Source organism: uncultured Aquimarina sp., from assembly GCF_947492965.1.
In the GTDB taxonomy this organism is placed as follows: domain Bacteria; phylum Bacteroidota; class Bacteroidia; order Flavobacteriales; family Flavobacteriaceae; genus Aquimarina.
The window spans coordinates 623204-648166 of record NZ_CANLOZ010000002.1; the positions used below are offsets into that span (position 1 = coordinate 623204).

Consider the following 24963-nt stretch of genomic DNA (forward strand, 5'->3'; position numbering starts at 1 on the left):
AATTCTAAGGTAAATTCGTAATTGGTATGTATCTTTGTATTATGAACTTAGAAGGGAAAAAGATTATATTATTTGATGGTGTTTGCAATTTATGTAATGGTGCTGTCAATTTTATAATAAAACGTGATAAAAACGATGTGTTTCGATATGCTTCGCTGCAAAGTGATATAGGAAAACAACTAGCAGCAGAACGAGGTGTAGACACTTCTAAATTAGATACTATCTTATTAATAGAGCAAAACACATATTATCATAAATCAACAGCTGCTCTACAAATTGCAAAGCAGCTGTCTGGTGGTTATCCGTTACTTTCTGTTTTTTTAATCTTTCCTAAGCTTTTAAGAGATTGGGTTTATGACATTATTTCAAAAAACAGATACAAATGGTTTGGTAAAAGAGATAATTGTGTAATCCCAACTCCGGAGCTTAAAGCCCTTTTCATTGACTAAATTGGTTATAGGTTATCCAACTTATACGATTGTTTTTGTGTTAGTGTGTTCAATTTTACTTGTCTCTTTTTCCAGTTTATTCATATTGTCTATATGTACAAATCCTAAACAGCATATGGCAAAACATATGAGGATTACCGGTAATAACAATTGTTTCATCCTATCTATTTTATTTTGGGTAAAATAATTTGGGAGCAAAAAAAAGACCATCTTTTAATTACGGTTTAAAAGTAATTATCAATCATGACCTAAGTAGTAGGTATTTTAGAATTCGTTGGGTTTCAATTAGAATTCGTTTGATATTGAAAATTTATAGCAGTGCAAAGACCAAATATTCCCATTATTTAACTAAAAAACTGCCTTGCCAAGATTAGGCAAGACAGTCTTTGGGTGGTTATCCGTTACTTTTGTTGTTTTCCCCTCTATTCCACTAATTCTGGAATAATGGCTCCCTCTTGTTTATTGGTTTGTAACGTATCTTGAGCTGATGTTCATTTTTTATCCAGCTGCTCAATAGCTGTTACCTCAGTATTATCATTGGTATCTAACTGATGTTTTTGTCTTAACTGATTATATTTTTTATCTAACTTATTTACATTATCTATATGTACAATACTTAAACAGATCACTGCAAAAGATATTAAAGCTAAGGGTAGAAAAAGCCGTTTCATATTGAGTTAATTTAAGGTTTATTTTATGTGCGGTTCAAAAGTATGTTTATATCTGAAGCAAATTAAGGGGACTTTAGCTAGAAATCATATAGGGGTTTTCCCCCTTTTTCATTATGGGTATATAATATCAAACTCCATACCAACTATGTAAGCCATTATATAATTAGAAGCTAAAATTCATTTTCTAAACATATTAAGCAAAAAAAATAGGCTTTGTAACAAGCCTATTTGAACTATATATTAGTTAAACTAATTATTACATAAAATTATTTTAATGTAATTATCTACTATCTTTCGAATCGAAAAGTAAATCCATCTACTAAAGATTCTTCGACGGTAAAAAAGCTATTTTCTAAGGTAAGTCTTCCTAGATTTACATTGTTCACAATTAAATCATCGGCATCTGCAGGAGCTGATATACTATAAGTATACGTTCCAGAGGGTAAAATGGTATTAAAAGATGCATCGGATATTGTATTTGTAATAGTTACCATACCTGAAGCTTCGTCAAAATCCCATTCGATTGTACCTTTATCTATATCTTCATCAACTCCGGCAAAACCACCAGTAACCTTTACTAAACTCCATTCTCCTTCTATTGTAGATTGTACAACTGCGTTACCATCATCATCATTACTACAACTCATCATAAGAATTGACAGTAAAATAAAATAAAATCGTCTCATAAACTTGTGTGATTTTCTAATTTACTATTTAGATGCTTTCATTATAAAAAGGTTGCGTAGATCACACAAAACAACATTAGAGTGATGTAGCAATGATTTCTATTTCATCTAACAATGCTTCAAAATCTTCCTCTGTAGTCAATGGATTCATTATAGAAGTTCTAAGATAACGTTGTTCATTAATCATCGTTTGTACAATATAAAATTTACCAGATTGCAATAGTGCTTCTCGTATTTTGGAATTGTTTGCATTTAAATCGGAATCTGAAAACTTTAGATATCTAAAATTCAAAATATTGGCTTCAGGTTCCATTAACAGTTCAAATCCATCGCGATTACGTATGGTCTGAGCAAATACTTTTCCCTGGTCATATAATCGATTGATATTTTTCTCGAAGACATCCTCTCCATACATCTTAATAATAGAATAGGCTTTTAAAGACATCATCAATTTGGTGCATTCAAAAGTTCTTTTCCCAGAATTATACCATTCTCTAGATTGTTGAGAGTCCCATAAATACTGAGCCCGTTGTTCGAAAGTTTTATACGATTCTTCTCCTTGTTTAAACAATAATGCTGTATTTAAAGAAGGAGTCAATAACATTTTATGGAAATCTATGACCACAGAATCTGCTTGATCTATTCCTTTAGCCAAATGTTTATATTTTTCAGAAAAAACTACACCAGCACCATGAGCTCCATCTACATGAAACCATAAATTGTGCTTTGTAGCAATCTCTGCTAACGCTGCTAAATCATCATATGAACCTGTTGCTGTAGAAGAAGCGCACCCAACAATAGCAATGACCACTAAGCCATCTTGCTCAGCTTTTTCTAAGTATTCTTCTATTACGTTTACATCTATCTGAAAAGAGGAATTCGTTGGTACTTTTATAATCCCTTTCGCACCAAAACCTAATATTCTTGCTGCTCTATCAATACAATAATGTGCTTCTTCAGAAACTAAAACAGCTAGATTTTCTTGGTGCCCTTCTTCCCAAACCAATCCAGGAGCTTTTGCTTTTCTGGCAGCCAATAAGGCTGTTAAATTAGCTAATGTTCCTCCAGAAGTAAGGAAACCAGCAGCTTCTGTTCCATATCCAATTTTATCAGAAACAAAATCAGTTACGATCCTTTCTAAAGCATTCGAGGCCATTCCCATTTCATAAACTCCAGTACCATTACTAAGAAGATCTGTTACTAATCCCGATAAACTACTTATTACGGATGGGACAGCAACCTGATGCCCCATATAACGAGGGTGATGCACGTGTATGGATCTATCTAAGATTTCTTTGTAAAAATCCATCATATTAGAACCGGAAGACAAATCATTTTTCCAATAAGACAGTTCCTCTTCTGGATTTCGATATTTGATGACTGGTGCGTCCTTATCAGATTGTACTTGCTCCAGATGATCTGCGAGCATATCTACCAACTGATGTCCTATTTCTCTAAAATCTTTAGGGCTATAAAGATTTGATAACTCTTCCTTTTTCATGTAAACGATATAATGTATCTAAAGTAATTCAACAAAAATATAGTAATTCATAGAATAAATAAACCCGAAACATAATGCTTCGGGTTTATTTTATTTTAAGTACTTTTTATACTATTATACTAGCTCGTACTCACTTCTGGATAAAGGTTGGTGAACAATATATTTTGGTTTTTTATCAAGCAGTGCGAATAAAGCATTCTCTGCTGCTTTGTATCGCTGTTCTGATTCACTCTGAATAGAATGGTAGGAAGCATGTGGATTAATGATTAATCTACCACTAACCCATTCTTCATTGTTTTTCCATGCTCGGATTAAACTATGATCCTCTACTGGTGGTTCCTGCGGCAATACATCTAAACAAACCATATTTAAGTGTTCTGATTTTAGTCCTTTTTCTATCACAGAAAGATCCTTAAGAAGGTTTCCTCGTGCAGTGTTAACTAATGAACTTCCTTTCTTCATTCTATTAATAAAACTATCATCGATCATTCCGATCGTATTCTGATTGGAAGGACAATGAAGTGATACAATATCACTACTCATTAATAAATCATCTAACGTATCCAATCTATTAGTATCAAAAATTTTAGCATACCCAGGAGTGATGTAAGGATCATAAAAACAAGTGTCATATCCAAGATATTTCGCTTTTTTTAAAGTTAATGATCCAATCCTTCCCAAACCTATAAAGCCTACTGTCGTTTCTTTATTTCTCTTTATATCTTTTTTTACATTCTCTTGCCATCCAGAAACATACCCTTTGCTTTTATAATCATATCGTGTAATTTCTCTACTACAGTTAAGAATAAAAGTTAATGCAGTATCACTTACTTCCTCGGTACAATAATCAGGATTGTTACATACGATGACACCTCTTTTACTACATGCCTGAAGATCTATTTTATCATATCCCACTCCATAACGAATTACCGTATGAACCTTAGGGAAGTTGGCTAAATAAGCTTCGGTAATCTCTTGATGCCATACTAATAGTACTTCTACATTATTTGTTGGATCAGTCGTTAGATATTCACCGATCACTTCTGATTCTATTGTAGGATTTGTTATTCTATCTGTTATATATATATTACCAGTCATTTTAATGTGAAAATTTTGAAGATGGATTTACTTTCTTTGAAATTTGAAGAGTTGAATAAATATATATTAACAAGACACCAATGATTGCGATTCCTAGTCTAATACCAAAAATAGCCAGAAGATCTGCATGAAATAGTCCAAACAATAATGTTTCTTCTATTAATCCATGAGCTAACATTAAAAAAGTAAGCAGATACATCTTGTGTTTAGGATCCACAGACTTCATGTCTTTTAGTAAAATACCTGCTCCATAAGTAACTCCTAATAAACCGCCTACTAGCAAACTAGATAAATAAGTATGTTTATCCAGATACTTTTCTACGGGCTTCCAATTCCTTAATAGCTCAAATAGAAAAATTAATACCGTAACTAAAAGAATAATCTTTGCCGTTAGATAAATACTATTTTTAATTGAAGTGATAATCATAGTCCAAAAAGTCTCACTCTTTTGACTAACTACAACTTCATTTGTTATTTGAACTAAATCTGGAGAGATAATACTTGCTGCTAATATTCCACCTAACAAACCTGCTATTAGTCTGATTATCGAGTGAGGAATCACGGGAAAACCTACCTTCTTTAATACAGCTACCTCCAAAGGAATAGAATGACAAATTGCTAAAAAAGTACCAACAATTGTCCATTCAAATCCGTTAAGACCTAAACTCGCAGCGACTGCAATACCTGCATATAAATTAAAGAAGAAGCCCGCAGCTAAAGCCAACGCTACACCAGCTGGTAATCCTAATATCTCGGTAATAGGTTCAAATAAAAATGATACCTTATCAATTACACCTAGATAATTCAGAATATCAATACCAACTGCAAAAGGAACGACTAGCTTTACAATCATCCAAGAAGATTGAAGCGCTTTATTTAGAATATCTTTCATTTTTTATCTTATTAATATATTTTGATGCTATATAGATTGCACAACTTTATAGGTTGTAATCTATGATTAACATATCTCTATATCCACCTTCCATATTCGAAAAAGAATAAATTGGAGATACATCATGTTTTACGTGTTCATCAGAAACAACAATTGTATCCAAAAAATTAAATAATTGTTTATGAATTAATGGATCTTCGTTCAAATCATAAAGACCAGAAATCCCTCCAGAAATTTCTTTTCTAGAAATCAAATGTTGTGAAACAAATTTATGACCATCCTGATGGATACCTTCTGGAGTTGGTAAACCGATTGCTCCGTAGGAAGCTTTTATTCTCATTTGATGCACATTAATTTTAATCTCACTGGTAGTAATATTTGAAAGTGTTAGTACGTTCTCTATAACATATTTTATGATAGATTCTAACAACTTAGATTCGAGAAATTCCTTTTTAGAAGGTTCAAAAACTCGTTCTACATCACCAACAAATTTGTTGATAGATTTACTTTGTACAAAGGCAACATTCTCCGTTAAAGGTTCTAAAGATTTAGTCACTAAATTATATGATAAATACCCTATTCTTCTCATGCGGTATTTACCACCATCAGGCATATAAGGATCTAATTCTAAATAGTTCCAAAAATCTTTAAATTCTTCGATTTGATCATGAGTAAATTCATTTTTCTCATCAATATCATTGGATGATAAGAGGACAAAATTATCATTAGATAATTGTGATTGGAAATCTGTAGTAAGTTGGTTAATAGTCAGAGTGGCTTCTGTTCGTTTTTTTGTAATATTCATGATTTTAAGTTTTAATTGATACTCAAAATTATTCTATTTCAAAAAGTATAGAAGCTTAAATTGTTTATCAAAAAGTTAACTTTATCGGGGAATATTCTCCTAATATACAATAAAAAAACAATTATTTAACCTTATTTGATCACTAATAAATCCAGGATAAAACCATTGAAACAAATGCGATTTCTATAAAATCTTAATAAGCAATAATTTAATAAAACCTAATTACATTTTATCTAAAAATTCCCCATAAATATTATTAAATATGTAATTTAAAAAGAGTTCCCTTATTACGTTAAGATTATCAAAAAAGGGTATATAACCCATTAAAACACTTTCATAACATAGAACACTAGTTATTAAATGAAAAAACAAAGACGGCTTTTGTAGCCGTCTTTGTCTCATATTTCATTAGTTTTTGATTCGGTACTAGTTTACATTAGGATCAAAAGCGTCATCTGGATTTTTATTAGGATCGTAATGAAGAAGTCCTTCACCCTTTGCTATAATAGAAGATACCGTAGCATCACCTGTAACATTTACAACAGTTCTACACATATCCAATATACGATCAACAGGAAAAATAATAGCTATCCATGCTGGATTTAAACCAACCGATCCCAATACGATAATTAGCATTACCAATCCTGCACTAGGTACCGCTGCTGATCCGATTGATGCTAGGGTCGCAGTTACTACAATGGTAAGTTGCTGCCCAAAAGTTAAATCAATCATATGTAATTGTGCTAAAAACACTACAGCTACAGCTTGATACAAACATGTACCATCCATGTTTACAGTAGCACCGATAGGCAATACAAAACTTGTAATCTTCTTATCTACTCCTAAATTATCTTCTACGCATTCTAGGGTAACTGGTAAAGTAGCTGCACTACTTGATGTAGAAAAAGCGGTAGTTTGTGCCAATCCCATAGCTTTGAAAAAACCCTTGTATGGAATTACCTTTACCAAGATTTTAAGTATTAATGGATACACCACAAATATCATAAACATTAATCCTAAGAACACCGTTAACGTATACCAAGAAAGTCCTTGAAAAATATCTGATACTTTATCAAGGTCATCACCGGCCATTTTACTAATCACTCCAGCTAATAAAGCGAATACAAAAAATGGAGCTGCTTGCATTACCAAGTCTACCATCTTAAGAAATACATCCATGATACCATCTACTATTTTTTTAACTGGTTCGGATTTTTCTTCGGGAATTAATAACAGACTGACTCCAAAAAATATCGCAAAAAAGATGATTTGAAGCATTAATCCATTATTGGACAAAGCTTTAAATAAATTTGATGGAACCAAATCGACTAAAGGTTGCAGAGGACCAGAATTTTTAGTCTTTTCGGCATCTTTCATTTTAGAAGCTACTTTTTCATCTGTTGACTGATTCTGTAGCTGTAATTTAATTCGATCAACTCTTTCTTTATTTGCAGGATCACTCATATAGCTTACTCCATCTTTGATCTCCTGATCATTCTCTAACGCCCAGATCTCGTAAGAAATACGATTATCTATTCGGGTATTTTCATCAATTAGACTTCCTGGTTTTATAATATTTACGATAGAAAGTCCCATTCCCACAGCTAACACTGTAGTTAATAAGTATGCTAGCAATGTCTTACCACCCATTCTACCAAGACTCGAAGAACTTCCTATTCCCGCTACTCCATTAATAATTGAAAAAAGAACTAACGGTACTGCAATTAATTTTAATAAATTAATGAAGATAGTTCCGAAAGGAGCAATAAAATTATTAGTAAATTCACTCCAGCCTAAATAACTAGAGAGTACGGCCCATAAAATTCCTAAAAGGAGTCCAATAATAATCTTAAGATATAAGGGTAATTTTTTCATGCGAATTCTCAATTTTTCCGAGTATAAAAGGTCGAAGATATAAATTAAAAACAAAAAAACGGTAACCTTGTTAAGATTACCGTAACATTAACTATATTTTTAAGTGCTTATTTTTTAATCGTACGATTCATTAGCCAGTAATCAACAATTACCAAAGCTGCCATTGCCTCAACGATAGGAACGGCGCGTGGCACTACACAAGGATCATGTCTACCTTTTCCTTGCATATTAACTATGTTCCCTTCTTTATCAATAGTCTCTTGGTCTTGCATAATAGTAGCTACCGGTTTAAACGCCACGTTAAAGTAGATATCCATTCCATTAGAAATTCCACCTTGAATCCCACCAGAAAGATTAGTTTTTGTAGTACCATCCGTATTGAAAAGATCATTATGCATACTTCCCTTTAGTACTGCTCCAGCAAAACCACTACCATATTCAAAACCTTTTACTGCATTAATAGAAAGCATCGCTTTTCCTAATTCTGCATGGAGTTTATCAAAAGCTGGTTCTCCCAATCCAACAGGAACTCCAGAAATAACACAACTTACTAATCCTCCTACGGTATCTCCTTCTTTTCGTATTTGTTTGATATACTGTTCCATCTCCTGCGCTTTATCGGTATCAGGGCATCGAACAATATTACTTTCTACTAATGAAAAATCTAGTTCTGTATGCGGTTTCTCTAATTTAATTGATCCCACACCACTCACATAAGCATTAAAACTAATACCAGAAAGAATTTGCTTTGCTATAGCTCCTGCTACTACTCTACTCGCAGTTTCTCTAGCCGATGATCGTCCTCCTCCTCTATAATCTCTTATACCATATTTCTGATCATAAGTATAATCTGCATGTGATGGCCTGTAAGAATCTTTAATGTGCGAATAGTCTTTTGATTTTTGATTTGCATTTTTAATCACAAATCCGATAGGTGTTCCTGTCGTAACACCTTCAAAAATACCAGAATAGAATTCTACGGTATCAGGCTCCTTTCGTTGAGTAACAATTGCAGATTGTCCTGGTTTTCTACGATCTAATTCTGCTTGTATCGCATCAAGATCGAGTTGTACTCCAGAAGGACATCCATCGATGACTCCTCCTATTGCTGGTCCGTGAGATTCTCCAAAAGTGGTTACCTTAAATAGGTTCCCAAATGTATTTCCTGCCATTCAAAAACAATTTTCAACAAATGTACTTGTTAATCTTCAAAAATGCGATAGTAATTTGATAGAAAACCCATCAATATTTTTCGAAAATTATTACTATTTCATATTTAAAACTTATTTTTTGAACAATACTTATTTCTACCTTATTTATACCTTTAACCAATTCATTGTACTAATGGCTTTCATAAAACTTTGCATCTGTGCTAATGTTCCAATACTAACCCTTGCCCAAGTAGGATAATGTTTTCCTCCACTAGGAAAAATTGCAATTCCAAAGGTTTTTAATTCTTCTTTTAGTCGTTTTACATCCTTTACTTCTATCAACATAAAGTTTGTATCGCTTTTTACATACTGAAGTCCTAAATCATCTAAACTATCTTCCATATATTTTTTTACTTCAGAATTCTTCTTTTGATAATCATTCACATATGAAGGATCTTCTAAAGCTGTAATCGCGGCTACTACTCCAGGGTTGCTGATTAATCCATCAAAATTATAAAACTCATGATTCAATTTGGCTATCGTTTCTGATAAGCCCATAGCATACCCTACTCTTAAACCTGCCAAGCCATAGGCTTTAGAAAATGTTCTAATAATCAGAACATTATATTTTTCTTGTAATAATTTAATCGTATCAGGTTTCTTTTTGGGGTCCATAAGTTCTACATAGGCTTCATCTATAGCCACCGTACAATTAGATGATGCTACTTCTTTACAAAAAGATAGTAAATCATTCGCTGATAAAGCTTTACCAGTAGGATTGTTAGGATTACAGATATATACCAATCTGGTAGCCTTCGTAATCGCACTTTTGGTTGTTTTTAAATCAATATCCATAGTATCTGTTAACAATATTCTTTTGGCTTTATGATCAAAAATCCTATCAGCAAAAGCTGCTGTAACATTAAAAGTGGTTGCAGGTACTATAATACTATCTTGCTGTTGCCCAAAAGCTCGAGTAAGCATGCATAAAATTTCGAAAGAACCATGGCCCAAAATCACTTGGTCTTCCTGAATATGATTCTGTTTAGCTATTTTTTTTCTTAACTCGTCTGTAGCATATGAATTAAAAGATGCATATCTATTGACTCTCGATGTATGCTCTTTTATTACATTTGTTACGTTTTGTGAAGGTCCGTAAGGATTCTCATTAGAGAATAAGCGTATGGGTTCTTTTTCTTCTAGGGTTCTAAAATCATTTTGTTCCAATAAAGAAGCTCCGTAGGTAATCGGAGCTATAGAACTAGCCACAGCTAATGTGCTCCCTAATTGTAAAAATTTTCTTCTATTATGTCTATACGTTTCCATAAATAAGGTTTTTTACAAATTTGATGGATATACTGCGATTTTCATTCCTAAATCATGATATTGGCACACTAAAACATGATAATAGAATAATTTAAACGCATCATTTTTAATTAAAATTTGACTAATTTTCCACCGGAAAAGTAATTCGAATTAATGAAAGTTTGCATAGCCGAAAAACCAAGTGTTGCGAGAGAGATTGCTACTGTTTTAGGAGCTACCACAAAACGCGATGGATATTATGAAGGTAATGGATATGCTGTTACGTATACTTTTGGTCATTTGTGCACGCTATACGAACCTAATGACTACAAACCACATTGGAAAAGTTGGGATCTTAATAATCTACCAATGCTCCCTGAAAAATTCAAAACCAAAGTTGTGGATAATGAGGGTATCCAAAAACAGTTTGGTATTGTAAAATCATTATTCGAAAAAGCAACTGTAGTAATTAATTGTGGTGATGCTGGTCAGGAAGGAGAATTGATACAACGATGGGTAATCGATCAAGTCGGTTATACTGGTGAAGTTCAACGTTTATGGATTTCTTCTCTTACTACAGAAGCTATCAAAGAAGGTTTTACGAATTTAAAACCATCTACACAATATGATAATTTGTATTATGCAGGTTTTTCTAGAGCTATTGGAGATTGGTTATTAGGAATGAACGCCACTAGACTGTATACCGTAAAACATGGAGGGTACAAACAAGTATTATCTATTGGAAGGGTACAAACTCCTAGTCTAGCCATGGTAGTCCATAGATTTAAGGAAATTCAAAACTTTATACCACAACCATATTGGGAATTACAAACCTTATACAGAGATACCTTATTTAGTTATGAAGAAGGTCGTTTTCTAAAAAAAGAAGACGGCGAAATATTAGCTAATAAAGTAAAACAAAGTGATTTTGAGATTATTTCTATTACCAAAAAGAATGGTAAAGAGTATGCGCCAAAATTGTTTGACCTAACTGGTTTACAAGTATACTGTAATACCAAATTTGGTTTTTCTGCAGATGAAACACTTAAAATTGTTCAACGGTTATATGAATTAAAAGTAGTTACTTATCCTAGAGTAGACACCACCTTTTTACCAAATGACATCTACCCAAAAGTTCCGGGTATATTACAAAAGTTAACAGACTACAATGCTCTAACTACTCCAATTCTTGGAAAAAAGATCAAAAAATCTACCAAAGTCTTTAACGATAAAAAGGTCACTGATCACCACGCTATCATCCCTACAGGAGAGCAAACCAACTTACAGATCAATCAGAAAAAAGTGTATGATATCATTACACGACGTTTTATTGCTGTATTTTATGACGATTGTAAAGTAGCCAATACAACAGTTATTGGTAAAGCTGATACCGTATCTTTTAAAACGACTGGAAAGGTAATTTTAGAAAAAGGTTGGCGTATTGTATTTGAAACACCAGAAAGTGTTAGTAAAAAAGAATCTGGAATACTCCCTGAATTTGTAAAAGGTGAAAAAGGTCCTCATGAACCTTCTTTTCTAGAAAAAGAAACCAAACCTCCCAGACAATTTACAGAGGCTACTTTATTAAGAGCTATGGAAACAGCAGGAAAACAGGTGGATGATGAAGAAATGAGAGAACTCATGAAGGAAAATGGAATCGGAAGACCTTCTACTAGAGCTAACATTATTGAAACCTTATTCAAAAGAAAATATATAGAACGTAATAAAAAACAGATTTTACCAACTACCACAGGTATACAATTGATAGATACGATACAAAATAAACTATTAATATCTGCTGAATTAACTGGTCGATGGGAAAAGCAACTCAAAGAGATAGAAAAAGGTACATTTCATGCTGGTGCTTTTATTAAAAACATGAAGCAAATGGTAGATCATTTAGTATATGAAGTACGAACTGAAAAAACTAGAGCTAACATATCGTATACCACTTCCGAAAAAACAGAAAAAGCAACTAAAAAAGTTACTAAATCATCTATTTTACAGGAGAAATGTCCTAAATGTGGCAAAGGAACGCTATTGAAAGGAAAATCCGCTTACGGATGTAGTGCATATAAAGAAGGTTGTGATTTTCAATTACCCTTTGTTTTTACAGGTAAAAAAATCTCTGAAAAACAATATATACGATTACTCAAAAAAGGTTGTACAGTAAATTTAAAAGGCTTCAAAACAGAAGAGAAAACAGTAGAAGGTTTAGTACGTTTTGATGAAGATCATCAATTGGTTTTAGAAACTAAAAAAATCGCAACACAACCTCAAACTGTACCCGATAAGATCTCATGCCCTAAATGCAAGAAAGGTCATATACTAAAAGGAAAAACAGCTTACGGCTGTAGTGAATTCAATAATGGTTGTAATTTTCAATGTTCTTTCGAAATCATAAGAAATAAAGCAGGTAATCAAAAATTATCAAAAGAATTGGTATACGATATTATACAGAGTCATGTTTCGTAAAAACACTCCTTAAAATCAAATAAAATCTACCTATTTAATTCTTGCTAATACAGCTATAAATGGCTATTTTAGAGTGATTTTATAACAGAATTGTTAAATAGCTGAATTACAATAATCAGCAATACAAAATTTCATAAAAGATATCAGTAGCAATGGTGGATTTTACTAATATCGAATACTTAAAATCAGGTAATAAATACCAACAAGACACCTATAACGTACTTCGGAATTTGGAAATTTTTAAACAGCTAAAATCTTACGATCCTATTCTAACAGGTACCATTCCTATTGATATTTATACTGATAATAGTGATTTAGATATTATTTGTGAATGTCATGATCATGAAGAATTTACAAATACAGTATTTACATTATTCTCTGACCAAGAGGATTTTCGAATAGCCACAAATAATCATCGTATTTCTCCATACACGGTAGCCAATTTTAGCTATTCCTCGTTTTCTATTGAAATTTTTGGACAAAATATTCCTACTCAAGAACAAAAGGCATATAAGCATATGATGATAGAGTATGAAATTTTGAAGAAAATGAGCCCTACTTTTAAGGAGAATATTAGAATGCTAAAGAGAAAAGGAATAAAAACAGAACCAGCCTTTGCAGAATTATTGCGGATATCTGGAGATCCTTATGAAGAACTATTAAATTTTAGAATATAAGTTATAAAGAGATATCATGGTACATTACGCATTATTCATCAAAAAACTTTCATATTCGAATGTTCTCAAAAAAGCAAGAACTATAATACTATTATTTCTAGTTTTTACAATGGCTTGGAGCTGTAAAGGTGAGAATACAAATACATTATCTCATACAGATCATAAAACGAATATCTTAAAAGAAGAGCAAGCCATCTTAAATACTTTAAATAATGAAACCAAAGCTGCATTTCGTAGAGACTATAAAGCTTGGCAAGACTACTGGATTCAGGATTCTTCAATAACAAAAGTATATCTTGATTTTACAACAAAAAAATTCTCAGAATCAGTAGGCTGGGAAGAAATTAGTCGATTTGTAAAAACATTTATGGATGAACATCCGGAACCAGAACCTATTCCAAAACTATTAGACAAAATTAATGTTCGACTTTATGGTGATGGTGCTTGGGTCACCTATGAACAGCAAGATTCTCTACGCGGATTGAAACGAGAAACAAGATTAATGGAAAAAGTTGATGGTCACTGGAAAATCGCAGGAATGCAAACTACCATATACGGGTTACCAATATCTAACGAATAACAGTACTTATAGAAAATATAATTTACAAAACATACATCAAATAAAATAATATATGCTTTACACGATCATCGGAGCAGGAATTGGAGGGTTAACCACTGCATTAGCTTTTGAAAGAAATGGTATTGATTTTCAAATTTTTGAGCAAACACCTGAATTATTAGAGGTTGGTGCAGGAATTTGGTTAGCTCCGAATGCTTTACAAGTGTTAGATCATTTAGATATATTAGAAGAGGTACAGCAAAAAGGAAATACTATTGATCGAATTACTTTAGGAAAAGCTGATTTAACTTCGCTTTCAGATAATTATCAAAACTACATAAAAGATATTTTTGGATATACTACGGTTGCAATTCATAGAGCAAAACTTCAAAAATTATTATTTGAAAAGATTCCAGAAAATAAAAAACACCTTGGCAAATGTTTTCATAGTTATGAAGAACTTTCTAATGGCAAAATAAAAGTGTTGTTTGAAGACGGGTCAAGTATAGAAACAGACTATTTAATTGGTGGTGATGGTATACATTCTAAAGTAAGAAAGCAACTTTTCCCTGGTAGCAAAACTAGATATTCTGGACAAACTTGCTGGCGCGGAATTGCAGATATATCGTTGGATGAAGAATTTCATCATCGAGGAATAGAACTTTGGGGAAACCAAATACGTTTTGGAATTTCCAGAATATCAGAAAACAAAGTATATTGGTTTGCCGTAGCAATAGATAAACAAAATGAAAAAGACGAAGCTGATACCAAGAAGAAGCTTCTCTCAATGTTTAATGACTTCCATCCTATCGTAAGCAACTTAATCTCCGCTACTTCACAAAAGAATATAATTCGTAATGATATAAGCGATATAAAACCTTTAGAAATTTGGCATAAAAACAATATCCTTTTGATAGGAGATGCTGGTCATGCGACCACACCAAATATGGGACAAGGAGGTGCACAGGCTATTGAAGATGCTTATTACCTAAGTGAACTCATTAGTAAAAATACGAATAAGAACATTTTCGAAATATTTGAACAAAAACGAAGAAAAAAAGTAAATCAAATTGTAAAACAATCTTGGAATACTGGGAGAATAGCACATTGGAGATATGGAAAAGGGCTTAGAAATTTCTTTTTAAAGAATGCTCCCAAAAAAATGATTGAAAAACAAATGCTAGAAATGTATCAAATCGATAAAACCGTATCAATCCCTTAATAGGTTTTGTATAAATTAGTGACTAACACTCCTTTATTTGTACCTAATGGAATCGTGAGCAAATTTGTTACTTTTTTTGCTTTAAAATTAAAAGGAGGCGCTAACACATCCACACCACTCTTCTTTTTTAAACGGATACCTTGACCAGATATAATATCTATATTAGGTTCAAAACTTTCGTTTGGAAGGTGTTCTGTAATAATTACGTATCGATATGAAGATAGTTTTGCAAGTGTGCTTTCAATTTCGGCATTGGATATATGTTGAAATACCTGACGAATTATTGCGCAATCTGCTACAGGTAACTCATCCTTTGCGATGTCTAAACAATAAAAAGTTACGTGATCATGTTTAAACTTTTCTTTATTTCGAAGGATTAAACTATCTACAATATCCACAGCAAAATATTCTTTTGCATACTGCACCAGTTCTTTACCAACATTAAAATCTCCACAACCCAAATCACAAACGGTAATTGGACTTTCGAAAGATTCTAAAAACTGAGATAGCTTCTCTACATATGGCTTCTTGATATTTGGATGATGAGATCCCTCGCCAGAATAGAAATCAGAACCGTCCGAACCCCACAAATTCTTATCGTAAATCTGTTCCATCGCTTCCTTTGTAGGCCAAGGTTTCTTTACTTTCTTAGTGTGATTTCTCTTTATATTCAATGGCTAATAAGTTTTCAGATTCAAACCTACAAAATAAATGATTTAAAAAAATTTAAATTTCAGAAAGTAATTTAATCTGTACTTTTAACAATCAATAAACACGTTTGCATCTTGGATCCATCAGTTTCAAAATTTATTCATAAACTTGGAGATTTTACCGAAGAAGAATCTTTTTTAATAGCACAAGAAGTACTCCATAAAACATATAAAAAGAATGACTTCCTATTAAGAGTTGGAGAAACTTGTTCTTCATTATGTTATATTATTTCTGGTAGTTTCTATCACTTTAAAATGGATACTGATCTCAATGAAAATGCGATAGATTTAGGCGTGGAAAATGATTGGATTCTCAACCATAAAAGTTTTACTTCTAGAAAGCCATCTGAATATGATATCAAAGCCTATGAGGATAGTGAAATCTTGGAACTTACGATAGATTCGATTCATAAACTCATTGGAATTTCCCAATCATTCCTAAAAATGGGCGTCGTACTACAAGAAGCTACAGCACGAATGTCTCTGTTGAATAATAATACTCCTGATCAAAAATATAAATACCTTCTTGATAATAAGCCTCACATTATCCAAAAATTTCCTCAAAAAATTATAGCTTCTTATCTAAATATTACTCCCGAAACTTTAAGTCGAGTGCGAAAAAGGTTAAAGTAATTTCTTGATTTGGATCAAGTGATCCAATGAATGAAACCTAAGATCTTTGATGTTTTAATATAATCTAAAACATATGAAACATCACATGTGTAAAAGTACGGGTTCTGCCCTGATTTTAGGAGCGCTATTAATAATAGTAACCATGGTATTACATCCTTCAGGAGGGACTATCGAATATATTCTTAAAATTTCAAGATCTATTCAAAATACTCATGCACTGGCAATTTTTAGTTTGCCCATATTACTATTTGGATTTTATGGACTTACTAACGCGCTTATGGATACATACAGGTTGTCAATTCTAGCTTTAATAGTAATTACTTTTGGACTTATTGCAGCAATGTTTGCAGCGCTTTTTAATGGACTTACACTGCCCTACTTTTTGAACAAATATGCTGATAACCTGGATCAGAATATAGAAACCTTAAATATGATTAAAAACTATGGATTTGCTATTAATATTCCTCTGGATTATATCTTTATCGTAGCGTGTTGTTTTGCAATTTTTCTTTATTCCATTGCCAATATTTTAGAGCAAAAACATCCAAAATGGATCAGTTATTTAGGGATTTTTATTATTATTTTCTCTATTATTGGTGGATTCACAGATTTTGTATTTACAAGTTTAGTAGGTTTTAGAATATTTACTTTTAGTATAGCTGCTTGGGTATTGTCAAATGGAATTTTATTAGTAATGTATTCTTCGAGAAAATGAAAATCTTAATATTTGGAGCTTCGGGTACAGGAAAAACAACATTAGCTAAAGAAATTGCTAAACGTATAGATTTTATTCATTTAGATTCTGATGACTTCTATTGGAAAAAAACAACACCTCCTTTCCAGAAAAAAATACCATTACCAGAAAGAAATGAAAATCTGAAAGCTGCTTTTGATCTTCATGAAAATGTAATTATCAGTGGTTCCTTAGTGAGTTGGGGAAAACAATGGGAATCACTATTTGATCTCGTAGTTTTTATATATCTAAACAATGAAGAACGAATGAACAGATTGATCCAAAGAGAACAAGAAAGATATGGAACGCTGTTATTACACGATAAAAGCACTCAAGAACATTCAAAAGCTTTTTTATCTTGGGCCAATCAATATGAGAATCCAGATTTTGACGGTAGAACCCTCAAAGTCCATCTCCAATGGATAGAGAGACTAAATTGTAAGGTTATAAAAATTCGCGGAGAGATTCCATTAAAAGAAAAAATAAAAACGATTACCTCAGAAATTAATAAGGAATATTTTTAAGTACAATAATCTTTTATACAGTTGATGATTACGAAAGAGATTCTCTATATTTTAAAGCTGTAGTATTGGTGATTTTTTTAAAAGAAGCATTAAATGATGAGATACTGTTAAAACCACTTTCATAGGCAATTGCGGCAATTTTAAAATTTTTGTACGCTGGCATACCCAATAATTTCTTTGCTTCCTCTACTCGATATCTAGCGATAAATTGAGAATAATTCTCATTTTTATGTTGATTAATAATCTGTGATAATTGTTTAGATGTTATTCCGATTTTATCACTAAGCTTAGTTAAGGTAATTTCTGGATCCAAATACAATTTCTCTTCCTTCATTAGATATATAAGCTTATCGAGATAGATTGTTGCATTTTGATCAGAAATGGAAGAACCCGTATATTTTTTTGGTTCTATTTTAAATAGAGATACATTTTTTAATCCCCATATCGCTAGGGTGATTATTACTATTGAAAATAAAAATGCTGTACTTAAATAAGGTACCCATCGAAAAAAAACTCCAATTTGTACAAGTGACATTAGCATGGTAAGTAATGTCAAAAAGAACAGCCAAGTATATGTCTTTTTTTCTTTAACAATCAACCGTTCTTTACTTCTTAGCAACCAATACAAAGTATAAACTCCATATCCTAAAATATGTAGTAATAATCCAATAAAGATCATTCTGGAAAACTGAGAACCATCATTAGGAATTAGCCAACAAAATCCTACGAAAAATAACAGCGGAATATAATGTACTTGCAATACCTTATGCCCCTCTTTCTTATTGTTGGCACTTAGATTTTTAGCATATAGCCATAAAGATGGACCTATAGCTAATAACATCCCCAAAAAAACATTTCTAACGATGGGATCAATAGGAAAATAGTTATAAAACAAGGATTTCCCAATCCTTAAACTAAATGCCAGAAGATATACCGCTAAAAAAATATTTGCACTTTTTCGCTGTTCTTTACTGATGATCAAGAAGGTACCAAAAAACAAGGCAATTATTAGGCCAACACTTCCTAATAACAACTCGATATGTTTAAAAATCTCAGGATTCATATAAAAGCAAAGAAAATAATTTTCCTATTGCTTTACTATTAATAATACGATAAAGAATTGAATAAATTTAAACTTTTATAGAAACGAATCATTAACACTTATAAACACGGGATTCAAAATATATACCATAGTAACAAAGACATTATAACTCCAGTTATAGCTATCAGAGTTGTCATTACAGTCCAAGAACGAAATGTTTGTTTTTCGGTCATACCCAAATATTGACCCACTAACCAAAATCCACTATCATTTACATGTGATAACATAGTTGCTCCAGATGCTATAGAAATTACAAATAATGCTATCTGTGCAGCACTAAAATTACCAGCCATAATTATTGGAGAAGTAATTCCAGCTGCAGCGATCATTGCTGTAGTTGCGGAACCTTGCAAAACTCTTATTAATGCTGCTACAATAAAAGCAAATAATAACGGATGAATATATGAGCTCTGTAATGATGAAGCTAACAATTCTCCAGCCTTTGTATCTACCAATATTTGTTTAAATGCGCCTCCAGCTCCTGTAAGCAGTATGATCGCTCCTGCAGGTTTAAAAGACTTCATAGAAATTTTTAATAAATCATCTCTGGTAACACCTCGTTTAATTCCTAAGAAATACCAAGCAATTAAATTTGCCATAATTAGTGCTGTAAAAGGATGTCCTAATAATGTTATCGTATATAGTATTGCTTTCGGGAACTGACTTTGATCAAACCAATCTCCCAACAATACTGTTTTTAGTACAATAAATACTATCGGGAACATAATAATTCCAATAATACCAATTGGATTTGGAGGATTATCAATAGTAGTGCTAATAACCTCTGTATTTGGAATATCTAGTTTAATTTTTTTTGAAAGATATTTACCTAACATGGGACCACTAATAATAGCAGCAGGAATTCCTGTTAAAAATCCAAAAACGATAACCCAACCTAAATTAGCGCCTAATATATCAGCAACTGCTACTGGTCCTGGTGTTGGGGGAATAAAACTATGAGTAATTGCTAAACCAGCTAATAAAGGAATTGCATATAACAATAATGATTTTTTGGTTTTTCTTGCAATTGCATACACAATAGGTATAAGGATAATAAAAGCTACATCAAAAAATACGGGGATTGCAATGATAAATCCCGTAATCATCAAAGCCCATGAAGCATTTTTTTCTCCAGCTAATTTTAGTATATAATTTGCTAATCCTTGTGCGCCACCCGAATGTTCAAGTAAACCTCCAAACAATGCACCTAATCCTACTACGGTAGCCACAAACCCCAGCGTACCTCCCATTCCGTTTTTTATACTATTGAGAACATCTTCTGCTGGTAATCCTGCTAAAATTCCAACAATAATACAAACAATAAGCAAAGCAATAAATGCTTGCATACGAAGCTTTAAGATCATAAAAAGTAAAGCAGCAATTCCAATTCCTACTGCTATTAATAATTGATAGTCCATAGATTAGCTTTTCCAGTTTGTATGAAAATATTGATCCAGAGGTTTATCAACTCTTTGATAGGTATGCGCCCCAAAATAATCTCGTTGCGCTTGTATAATATTCGCTGATGATTGAGCAGATGTATAGCTATAAAAGTAGTTGATCGCGGATGACAATACAGGAAGTGGATATCCAGATTTTAAACCAGCACTTACTACTTCAGAAAGAGCGGTTACATTAGATTTTAAAGTTTGAACAATGGACGGAAAAAGCAGTAAAGAAGATTGATCCTTTAAAAGAAATAATTCTGAAATCTTTTCCATTATGGTACTTCGTATAATACATCCATTAGTCCATATTCTAGCTATTTCCGAAAGATTTAATTCCCATTGATACGTAGTCGAAGCTTCCTGCATTAATTCAAAACCAATATGATGATTAATAATACTTGTAGCGATAAAAGCCTTTTCCAAATTATTGATAAACGTTTCCTCATCTAAGTCGCATTGACTTTTATCTAATTTATATATTTCTGAGGCTTCTACTCTTTTAGATTTGATTCCAGAAACATTACGAGCCATTACAGATTCTGAGATCGTTGGTAAAGAAACTCCCAGTTCTAAAGCTGCAACTGTGGACCATCCTCCAGTTCCTTTTTGCCCTGCTTTATCCAAAATCTTATCTATCAAAAAATCCTCATTTTCTTTTTTTAATAAAAGATCTGCCGTTATTTCGAGTAAATAGCTCTGCGCACCATTGTTTATCCAATTCTTAAATATATCAGAGATTTCAATAGGAATTTTAGAAAGATAAAATCTTAATAAATGATAAGTCTCTGCCAAAAGTTGCATTTCGGCATACTCAATACCATTATGTACCATCTTTACAAAATGTCCAGATCCATCTGGTCCTATATACGTGCAACAACTGCGATCGCTTTTATCTTTCGCAGCAATAGCTTCTAGGAACTTGCCAGATCTTTCATAGGCCACTTTAGCGCCTCCAGGCATGATAGAAGGTCCTTTTAATGCACCTTCTTCGCCTCCTGAAATTCCGGTACCCAAAAAATGAATGTTACTTTTAGCCAATTTTTCACTTCTTTCTAAGGTAGCCTTATAATGAGAATTTCCTCCATCTATGATACAGTCTCCATTTGATAATAATGGAATTAATGCTTCTATTACTAAATCAATGGGTTTACCAGCATTGACCATTACCATGATCGTTCTAGGTTGTTCTATAGAGTTTACGAATTTTTCTAAATCATCAAAACCTAAAACAGTATCGTTTTCAGATTGGTCTTCTACAAACCTCTTTGCTACATCTACTTCGATCCCATCGACGTGTCTATTATAAACAGAGAGTCTAAAATTGTTAGATAACAGGTTTTTAGCTAAGCTTTTACCCATAACTCCCAACCCTATCAATCCTATTTCTGATTTGTTCGTATTCAACTTGGATTTAATTTCATTTATGATTTGATCTATACTTTTATCAATATGAATAACAATACCTCCTTTTGGCTTTTCCAAAGTTTCGAACTGTGAAACCAACATTTCTTTCTTAAAAAAGTGATTTTTTCTAGCCTCCAACCTGTTTGCAATAAGCTCAAAACTTCCTTCCAAAAAAATCCATTTTATATAATTTGGACCTACACCTTGCAAGGTATTTCTATAGGATTCTTTTAAAGCAGAACACGCCAATACCGCTCCTTCCTTTGTATTCCATTCAGAAATTGCATCTGCCAATTTTTGTAGCCAAGGTCCTCTATCTATATCATTCAATGGGAAACCATCAGACATTTTTTGAATATTCTCCTTGGGATGAAAATCATCTGCATCATAAAACGGAATCCCTAAGTTTTCTGCTAAAGCTTTTCCAACTGTAGTTTTACCACTTCCGGAAACTCCAAATACAATATAGACTATAGCATTCTGCATATAAGATAATTATTCTATGGTAAATTCTAATACATTACTTTCATCTGAAGCATTTTTTGCTATCCAAAGTTTGAAATCACCAGGTTCCGTAATCCATGTTTTGTCAGGTCCATAAAAAGCTAGATCATCAGTAACAAATGTGAAAGATACTTCTTTGGATTCTCCTGCGCCCAATGTTATTTTCTGAAATCTAAGTAATTCTTTTACGGGTCTGGTAATGCTACCTACCATATCACGGAAATATAGTTGTACAGTTTCTTTAGCTGTACTATTCCCTTCATTCGTTACGGTTACTTTTACTGTGATTGTATCTCCGATTTTTGGAGTATTATTAGAAATAGAAATATCAGAATAGGTAAAAAGACTGTAACTCAATCCATACCCAAAAGGATATTCTGGTAAAAATCCAGCATCCAAATAATGAGAGGTGTTTCCTAATGAACTTTGCCAAGCACCAATAGGAATAGAATCCATTTGTACGAACTCTTCTGGAATTACCGGTCTTCCTGTGTTTTTATGATTGTAATGTATAGGTATTTGACCTACTTCTTTTGGCCATGTAACAGGTAATTTCCCTGAAGGAGAGACTACTCCTGTTATCATATTTTTTAAAGCTGGTCCTCCCATTGTTCCTGGGTGCCACGCCATTAAAATTGCATCTACTTTGTCTTTTACATTTTCTAAGGTTATTGGTCTTCCTGCCATTAATATTAATACAATTGGCTTTCCTGTTTTGTGTAGTTCATCTATTAATGCTTCTTGTTCTCCCGGCAGATTGATTTTTGCTCTACTATGTGCTTCACCAGATAGAATAGCTTCTTCTCCCGCGAAAAACAAGATCACATCAGATGATTTTGCTATAGAAACTGCCTTTTGAAAATTTTTGGTGGATCTATCTCTACTGTACGATAATCCATTAGTATACGCTATTGTGTATTGATTATCATTTTCAAAAGCGTTTAAAGGAGTAATAGTATGCTCTTTTTCTCCGTCAAATGTCCATGTGCCCAACTGTTCGTGAGGAGCATCCGCCAAAGGGCCAATAATTGCAATTTTTTGTTTAGAATTTATGGGTAATACCTGATTACTGTTCTTTAACAATACGGTACTTTCTTCTGCTGCTTTTTGTGCAGATTCTAAATGATTTTTAGCATACAAAACCGTATCATTTGGATCAAAATACGGATTATCAAACAATCCTAATCTAAATTTAATTCGTAGAATGTTTTTTACAATTACATCTAATTCTTTTTCAGAAAATTTCCCTTCTTGTATTAACTCCTTAAGATGATCTTGATAAGCAGTACTGGTCATCTCCATATCTAACATTGCATTTATTGCTTTTTCTGCTGCTTCTTTCTGATCTTTTGCAAATCCATGATTCACCATTTCTTTAATAGAGTTCCAATCACTTACTACAAAACCGTCGAATCCCCATTGTTCTCTTAAAATATCTTTCAACACATAAGAATTTGCAGAAGCTGGAATTCCGTTGAGATCATTGAAACTTGTCATAAAAGTGGAAGAACCAGCATCTACTGCAGATTTAAACGGTTTTAAATAAACGTTATGCAATAAATTATCATTGATATTCGCTGTATTATAATCTCTTCCTCCTTCTGCAGCTCCATATCCAATAAAATGTTTGGCACAAGCTGCCATACTTGTCGGAGATGATAAATCTTCCCCTTGAAACCCATTGATGTAGGCTTTTGCCATTTCACTTGTTAAATATGGATCTTCTCCAGCAGACTCTGCTATTCTACCCCATCTCGGATCTCTAGAGATATCCAACATAGGCGCAAAAGTCCATCTTATGCCATAAGTGCTAGCTTCAATAGCGGCAATTCTAGAACCTTCCTGAACTAGCGTCGGATTAAACGAAGCCGCCTGCCCTAGCGGAACGGGGAAAATTGTTTTGAAACCATGAATTACATCTCGTGCAAAAATTAATGGTATCTTACTAGGGCTTTCTTCTACGGCTATTCGTTGTAATTCTTTTGCATCTTCTTTATTCATGATATTCAGAAAAGAACCTATCTGTCCTTTTCGAACGGCATCTTTTAAATCTTTTGGTAATTCTTTAACTCTACTTGATTTTCCTCTTTGCGCAGTTTGACCAATTTTCTCTTCCAAAGACATTTTAGATACAATACTGTCTATTTTAGCCTCAATTGGATCGTCTACTTCACCTTTTTTTTCTGTGATCGTTACTTCAGAATTACATGATGACAGCAAAAAGATCATGCTTAAAATCACCACTTGATAAACATAAATTTTCCTTGAAAAAATGAGCATAGTGTATCTGTATTAGTGTAAAGAAATCTAAATCATTTCAGTAAGAATACTGTTAAGATTTGGTTGACGAATTTATAGATACTTTGTGATAAGAAAAAAGCAAAACAAACCAATTGGAGCATTGTTAAGAAAGTATATAGAAATATAATCCACAATGAAATAGTGTCTTTTTTAATGAATTGATCAAAAAAGTATCGATTCATTATGTTTTTAGTTGTTTACAACTTTTTGATAATAATATCTGTTTAATGTTTTGGTA

The 24963-nt window shown here is 32.6% G+C and carries 22 protein-coding genes; 8 read left to right on the forward strand and 14 right to left on the reverse strand.

Annotated elements, in window-relative coordinates; all coding sequences use genetic code 11:
* Positions 1-41 precede the first annotated feature (41 nt).
* Complete coding sequence (locus Q1B37_RS07215; protein WP_299897249.1) at positions 42-449, forward strand: thiol-disulfide oxidoreductase DCC family protein; 408 nt, start codon at positions 42-44, stop codon at positions 447-449.
* A 491-nt stretch (positions 450-940) separates the two neighbouring features.
* On the opposite strand, the gene Q1B37_RS07220 is transcribed toward Q1B37_RS07215, so the two are convergent.
* The 9 genes from Q1B37_RS07220 to Q1B37_RS07260 all read right to left on the reverse strand — a co-directional run bounded on the left by Q1B37_RS07220 (position 941) and on the right by Q1B37_RS07260 (position 10454).
* The gene (locus tag Q1B37_RS07220) at positions 941-1120 is read right to left on the reverse strand and encodes a hypothetical protein (RefSeq protein WP_299601037.1); all 180 of its coding nucleotides are present in this window, start codon (positions 1118-1120) and stop codon (positions 941-943) included.
* 287 nt (positions 1121-1407) lie between these two features.
* The gene (locus tag Q1B37_RS07225) at positions 1408-1806 is read right to left on the reverse strand and encodes a hypothetical protein (RefSeq protein ID WP_299601034.1); all 399 of its coding nucleotides are present in this window, start codon (positions 1804-1806) and stop codon (positions 1408-1410) included.
* Between the two features lie 76 nt (positions 1807-1882).
* Positions 1883-3307: an aminotransferase class I/II-fold pyridoxal phosphate-dependent enzyme gene (locus tag Q1B37_RS07230; protein ID WP_299897252.1), complete on the reverse strand. Its 1425-nt coding sequence runs from the start codon at positions 3305-3307 to the stop codon at positions 1883-1885.
* 114 nt (positions 3308-3421) lie between these two features.
* The gene (locus Q1B37_RS07235; RefSeq protein WP_299897255.1) at positions 3422-4405 is read right to left on the reverse strand and encodes a C-terminal binding protein; all 984 of its coding nucleotides are present in this window, start codon (positions 4403-4405) and stop codon (positions 3422-3424) included.
* 1 nt (position 4406) lies between these two features.
* Entirely contained in the window at positions 4407-5297 is an 891-nt protein-coding gene (locus Q1B37_RS07240) for a nucleoside recognition domain-containing protein (protein WP_299897257.1), read from the reverse strand.
* A gap of 46 nt (positions 5298-5343) precedes the next feature.
* The gene (locus tag Q1B37_RS07245) at positions 5344-6102 is read right to left on the reverse strand and encodes a 2OG-Fe dioxygenase family protein (RefSeq protein ID WP_299897258.1); all 759 of its coding nucleotides are present in this window, start codon (positions 6100-6102) and stop codon (positions 5344-5346) included.
* 426 nt (positions 6103-6528) lie between these two features.
* Complete coding sequence (locus Q1B37_RS07250) at positions 6529-7977, reverse strand: dicarboxylate/amino acid:cation symporter (RefSeq protein WP_299897260.1); 1449 nt, start codon at positions 7975-7977, stop codon at positions 6529-6531.
* A 107-nt stretch (positions 7978-8084) separates the two neighbouring features.
* Positions 8085-9149: a chorismate synthase gene (aroC, locus tag Q1B37_RS07255; RefSeq protein WP_299897262.1), complete on the reverse strand. Its 1065-nt coding sequence runs from the start codon at positions 9147-9149 to the stop codon at positions 8085-8087.
* Between the two features lie 144 nt (positions 9150-9293).
* Entirely contained in the window at positions 9294-10454 is a 1161-nt protein-coding gene (locus tag Q1B37_RS07260) for a histidinol-phosphate transaminase (RefSeq protein WP_299897264.1), read from the reverse strand.
* 153 nt (positions 10455-10607) lie between these two features.
* Here Q1B37_RS07260 and Q1B37_RS07265 point away from each other — a divergent pair, with 153 nt between their 5' ends.
* The 4 genes from Q1B37_RS07265 to Q1B37_RS07280 all read left to right on the forward strand — a co-directional run bounded on the left by Q1B37_RS07265 (position 10608) and on the right by Q1B37_RS07280 (position 15366).
* Complete coding sequence (locus tag Q1B37_RS07265) at positions 10608-12908, forward strand: type IA DNA topoisomerase (RefSeq protein WP_299897266.1); 2301 nt, start codon at positions 10608-10610, stop codon at positions 12906-12908.
* Between the two features lie 152 nt (positions 12909-13060).
* Complete coding sequence (locus tag Q1B37_RS07270; RefSeq protein ID WP_299897269.1) at positions 13061-13585, forward strand: DUF4269 domain-containing protein; 525 nt, start codon at positions 13061-13063, stop codon at positions 13583-13585.
* A gap of 16 nt (positions 13586-13601) precedes the next feature.
* Positions 13602-14165, forward strand: a complete 564-nt coding sequence (locus tag Q1B37_RS07275; RefSeq protein ID WP_299601019.1) for a nuclear transport factor 2 family protein — start codon at positions 13602-13604, stop codon at positions 14163-14165.
* Positions 14166-14217: 52 nt separating this feature from the next.
* Entirely contained in the window at positions 14218-15366 is a 1149-nt protein-coding gene (locus Q1B37_RS07280; RefSeq protein ID WP_299897272.1) for an FAD-dependent monooxygenase, read from the forward strand.
* Here Q1B37_RS07280 and Q1B37_RS07285 read toward each other — a convergent pair.
* On the reverse strand, positions 15363-16040 hold the full coding sequence (locus tag Q1B37_RS07285) for a class I SAM-dependent methyltransferase (RefSeq protein ID WP_299897274.1): 678 nt from the start codon (positions 16038-16040) through the stop codon (positions 15363-15365). The genes Q1B37_RS07280 and Q1B37_RS07285 overlap by 4 nt on opposite strands.
* Before the next feature lie 111 nt (positions 16041-16151).
* Here Q1B37_RS07285 and Q1B37_RS07290 point away from each other — a divergent pair, with 111 nt between their 5' ends.
* The 3 genes from Q1B37_RS07290 (at position 16152) to Q1B37_RS07300 (ending at position 17966) form a co-directional block, all read left to right on the forward strand.
* Complete coding sequence (locus Q1B37_RS07290) at positions 16152-16709, forward strand: Crp/Fnr family transcriptional regulator (protein WP_299897277.1); 558 nt, start codon at positions 16152-16154, stop codon at positions 16707-16709.
* A 73-nt stretch (positions 16710-16782) separates the two neighbouring features.
* Complete coding sequence (locus tag Q1B37_RS07295; RefSeq protein ID WP_299897279.1) at positions 16783-17424, forward strand: hypothetical protein; 642 nt, start codon at positions 16783-16785, stop codon at positions 17422-17424.
* Positions 17421-17966 carry an AAA family ATPase gene (locus Q1B37_RS07300; protein ID WP_299897282.1) on the forward strand — a complete coding sequence of 182 codons (546 nt, stop codon included), beginning with the start codon at positions 17421-17423 and terminating at the stop codon, positions 17964-17966. Before Q1B37_RS07295 ends, Q1B37_RS07300 begins: the two co-directional genes overlap by 4 nt.
* Before the next feature lie 28 nt (positions 17967-17994).
* Here the strand turns inward: Q1B37_RS07300 and Q1B37_RS07305 are convergent, their stop codons facing one another.
* The 4 genes from Q1B37_RS07305 to bglX all read right to left on the reverse strand — a co-directional run bounded on the left by Q1B37_RS07305 (position 17995) and on the right by bglX (position 24653).
* Positions 17995-19029: an AraC family transcriptional regulator gene (locus Q1B37_RS07305; protein WP_299897285.1), complete on the reverse strand. Its 1035-nt coding sequence runs from the start codon at positions 19027-19029 to the stop codon at positions 17995-17997.
* Between the two features lie 113 nt (positions 19030-19142).
* Positions 19143-20486, reverse strand: a complete 1344-nt coding sequence (locus Q1B37_RS07310) for a gluconate:H+ symporter (RefSeq protein WP_299897288.1) — start codon at positions 20484-20486, stop codon at positions 19143-19145.
* Positions 20487-20489: 3 nt separating this feature from the next.
* A complete protein-coding gene (gndA, locus tag Q1B37_RS07315; protein ID WP_299897291.1) occupies positions 20490-22406 on the reverse strand; it encodes an NADP-dependent phosphogluconate dehydrogenase in 1917 nt (638 codons plus the stop codon).
* Between the two features lie 9 nt (positions 22407-22415).
* Entirely contained in the window at positions 22416-24653 is a 2238-nt protein-coding gene (gene bglX, locus Q1B37_RS07320; protein ID WP_299897294.1) for a beta-glucosidase BglX, read from the reverse strand.
* Positions 24654-24963 lie beyond the last annotated feature (310 nt).

Coding starts and splice junctions, on each gene's coding strand:
- Q1B37_RS07295 (WP_299897279.1), top strand. CDS start 16,783: ATGAAACATCACATGTGTAAAAGTACGGGTTCTGCCCTGATTTTAGGA.
- Q1B37_RS07305 (WP_299897285.1), bottom strand. CDS start 19,029: ATGAATCCTGAGATTTTTAAACATATCGAGTTGTTATTAGGAAGTGTT.
- bglX (WP_299897294.1), bottom strand. CDS start 24,653: ATGATCTTTTTGCTGTCATCATGTAATTCTGAAGTAACGATCACAGAA.
- Q1B37_RS07300 (WP_299897282.1), top strand. CDS start 17,421: ATGAAAATCTTAATATTTGGAGCTTCGGGTACAGGAAAAACAACATTA.
- Q1B37_RS07225 (WP_299601034.1), bottom strand. CDS start 1,806: ATGAGACGATTTTATTTTATTTTACTGTCAATTCTTATGATGAGTTGT.
- Q1B37_RS07260 (WP_299897264.1), bottom strand. CDS start 10,454: ATGGAAACGTATAGACATAATAGAAGAAAATTTTTACAATTAGGGAGC.
- Q1B37_RS07250 (WP_299897260.1), bottom strand. CDS start 7,977: ATGAAAAAATTACCCTTATATCTTAAGATTATTATTGGACTCCTTTTA.
- Q1B37_RS07265 (WP_299897266.1), top strand. CDS start 10,608: ATGAAAGTTTGCATAGCCGAAAAACCAAGTGTTGCGAGAGAGATTGCT.
- aroC (WP_299897262.1), bottom strand. CDS start 9,149: ATGGCAGGAAATACATTTGGGAACCTATTTAAGGTAACCACTTTTGGA.
- Q1B37_RS07270 (WP_299897269.1), top strand. CDS start 13,061: ATGGTGGATTTTACTAATATCGAATACTTAAAATCAGGTAATAAATAC.
- Q1B37_RS07310 (WP_299897288.1), bottom strand. CDS start 20,486: ATGGACTATCAATTATTAATAGCAGTAGGAATTGGAATTGCTGCTTTA.
- Q1B37_RS07240 (WP_299897257.1), bottom strand. CDS start 5,297: ATGAAAGATATTCTAAATAAAGCGCTTCAATCTTCTTGGATGATTGTA.
- Q1B37_RS07245 (WP_299897258.1), bottom strand. CDS start 6,102: ATGAATATTACAAAAAAACGAACAGAAGCCACTCTGACTATTAACCAA.
- Q1B37_RS07220 (WP_299601037.1), bottom strand. CDS start 1,120: ATGAAACGGCTTTTTCTACCCTTAGCTTTAATATCTTTTGCAGTGATC.
- Q1B37_RS07280 (WP_299897272.1), top strand. CDS start 14,218: ATGCTTTACACGATCATCGGAGCAGGAATTGGAGGGTTAACCACTGCA.
- Q1B37_RS07230 (WP_299897252.1), bottom strand. CDS start 3,307: ATGAAAAAGGAAGAGTTATCAAATCTTTATAGCCCTAAAGATTTTAGA.
- Q1B37_RS07275 (WP_299601019.1), top strand. CDS start 13,602: ATGGTACATTACGCATTATTCATCAAAAAACTTTCATATTCGAATGTT.
- Q1B37_RS07235 (WP_299897255.1), bottom strand. CDS start 4,405: ATGACTGGTAATATATATATAACAGATAGAATAACAAATCCTACAATA.
- gndA (WP_299897291.1), bottom strand. CDS start 22,406: ATGCAGAATGCTATAGTCTATATTGTATTTGGAGTTTCCGGAAGTGGT.
- Q1B37_RS07215 (WP_299897249.1), top strand. CDS start 42: ATGAACTTAGAAGGGAAAAAGATTATATTATTTGATGGTGTTTGCAAT.